At 55.6% G+C, this 2,608-nt stretch carries 1 protein-coding gene; it reads left to right on the top strand.

What is annotated here, in order from left to right; translation table 11 throughout:
- The first annotated feature begins 1,311 nt into the window (after positions 1–1,311).
- Positions 1,312–2,253: a hypothetical protein gene (locus tag ABWQ00_RS15840; RefSeq protein ID WP_353239620.1), complete on the top strand. Its 942-nt coding sequence runs from the start codon at positions 1,312–1,314 to the stop codon at positions 2,251–2,253.
- Positions 2,254–2,608: the final 355 nt, after the last annotated feature.

Here is a 2,608-nt window from a genome sequence, read left to right as displayed (position 1 = left end):
TCACGGAACCAAGCCAAGGTTTATGGCCCAGCACGTGCTCTTGCCGGGTACTAGTGCGAATCAGTTGCGCAAGCACGCACGCATGCTGGTGGTGTCCTTGCCAGGCCACGGGAAAAATACCCACGGCAAGTCGGGGCGGGAGAAGAAACGGCAGCGAGGCGGAGGGCGCCACTACAAGCTATCTGTGTTGCGGCAAGAGTTGTTCGAATGGTTCTTGACGCGGCGTGCGTCGACCTCTTCACGGCTGCCTCTGTCGGAGCTAGTCACCCAGGCACGGATGCTTCGCGATGCCATTATTGTGACGGCCTTGAAAAGAAAAGTTAGGGTCAATGTGCCGGTTCTTAACAGAATGTGGTTTCTGCGTTGGCGGAGAGAGTATCAAGTGAGTTTGCGGCTTCCCAATCGACGGTGGAAGGTGAAAGCTTGGATACTCCACGAACGACTCGTTATTACATGGCTGAACGTCATTCGCTTGAGGCGACTCTGCTACCTTGCGTTCGGATACGAACCCGTAGTCGAAGGGTTCGACCAAAAACCAATGCACTTCAACGAGAGCGGAAGTCATCAAAGAAAGACGCTAAGTTGGAAGGGTAGTGGCACGATACCACTGAAGGAAGTGCAGAGCCAGACGCGAGAACGCTGGACCCTCACTACTCACGTCAGCTCTGATTTGAGCGTGTGGCCTGAAGCACCCCCACTGGAGGCACTCTTCAAAGGCGGTAAGGTGGTTGCTCGGCGCCTGGAGGCTGCACTGGATCGAGTGCGAGAGGAAGAGGGTTTTGACGATCTAAAATGGTTCAGCGTGACAAGTGGGCCGAAAGGGTCCTATAGGAAGGAGCACGTACTCGAGTACTTGAAGAAGCACTTGCCGTTGATGACCCCGGGTCGCCAGTGGCGAATTCTGATGTGCGACGTTTTCAGTGCACAGGTAGACGAGGAGGTTGTAGCCGCTGCAGCGGACCGCGGGTACGTCCTCGCGTGGCACGGAGGCGGGTGCACTGGCGTCCTCCAGTGCAACGACACGCACTTTGCACCAACACGTGAGTGCCAGATATCAAGAAATTGAAATTGCGGACTTGCCCAGGCAGTCCGAATTGCGGCCTGACGTATGCCCGCGTCGAGACAGAGAGGATTGCATTCGGGATGCCATAGCATGTTGGAAATGCCCGGACTTGCACGCACGCGTTGCACGGGGTCATCTTGACAACATGCTGACAGTTGCGTTGGACGGGTCTGAAGATCACATGGGACGCGGTGATGCGGCACGCTTCTGGGCCGAGTGCGGAATGACGTCAAAAAAGAGCATCCGCGTTGGCGGATGTCAACGCCAGGTGGAGCGACGGAAGTATCAGTTGGGAGCGACACCGGGAACTTATACAGGAATTTCCACGCCGAGGCCAGCTGGACGTATACGCCGAAGGCCAGGAAGACGAAGGGACGCATAGCGGGCCGCAGGCGTGGAGCGATCGAGAAGATCCAAGTGAAGACGAGGACGACACCCATGTGCTTGCATTTGCGAAGGCGGGCCCCCCTCTGTCGGACCAGCAGCGTTTGCAGTTGGGAGACGTGGCAGAGCGAATGAGGCAGGTGGATGACATGATCGCGATCGCGAGAAGCCACGGTAACGCACACATCGTGATGACCCTCGAGCAGGCGCGCCACACGCTGCTCCGGCAGAGCTCCGAAGCGCGACTTATGGACCCAGTTGTCTTCTCTGCAGCGCGAGAACTACGACTGCGCCAAGAAGAACAGTTGTTGGCGGAGCGAAAGAGGTGTACAGGTGCACGCGCTGCGCTCAAAGTGCATTCCGCCGGCGCTGCCGGAATTTTACCCATCGCAGGTTCTTGTGCTATGGTCAAAAAGGAGCGCATGAGGCTGCGCCTTCGTAGACAGGAAAAGAGCAATGGCACAGTGGATTTCGACACGGCAAGCAAGGGATTCGACGCGGCAGACCTTGGGCAAGGACGAAAGCATGCAGGTGGCGTGGTTTACCGCAAGAATCGACTAGACCTGTTGATGCGAGTATCCAGACACTTCCCTGCGTTGACGGGGAAGATTCAAGAAGACTGGATGCGCAACTTCCGGTTGTGGGACGCACAAAACAGTCGTCGGTACAGTGCGGCATGGGGCCACGTGTTCCGGGACGAAATGCGTGCATTGCTGCAAGCACAAAAGATGGGACAAAGAGAAGCCCTGCAGCGCTTCGCGGAGAGGCTGGCGCGCGAGGTGCCATCAGCAGAAATTCGCGCGTGATCGAGGACCGCACTGGAGGGAAAAAGTGGCACATTCATCATGTAGATCACTGAGTTTCCTTACACATCGTCCGTCATATGTTCGTGGCTACAGCCACTCACATGCATGAGTAATGACATTAACGATTTGCACGACAGCACAATGCTTTCAAGTAAACATGTTCATTTCACGATGAATAGGGACACACGTAAACAATATCATGGCACATTAGTTCCGCACACGCACAGCAAATGTCTGCGTTTGTGGATGTCTTGCTTGGGTCCTCATGGGTCTGCATGATAAAAAAGATGACTACCTTGATTGGGTGCTCATGGGTTCCGCATGTAGTCTGATGACATGTATCTGCTTGCCCGTG

The organism is Limnohabitans sp. (genome assembly GCF_040400975.1).
In the GTDB taxonomy this organism is placed as follows: domain Bacteria; phylum Pseudomonadota; class Gammaproteobacteria; order Burkholderiales; family Burkholderiaceae_C; genus Limnohabitans_A.
This window is presented reverse-complemented; position numbering and strand designations above follow the sequence as displayed.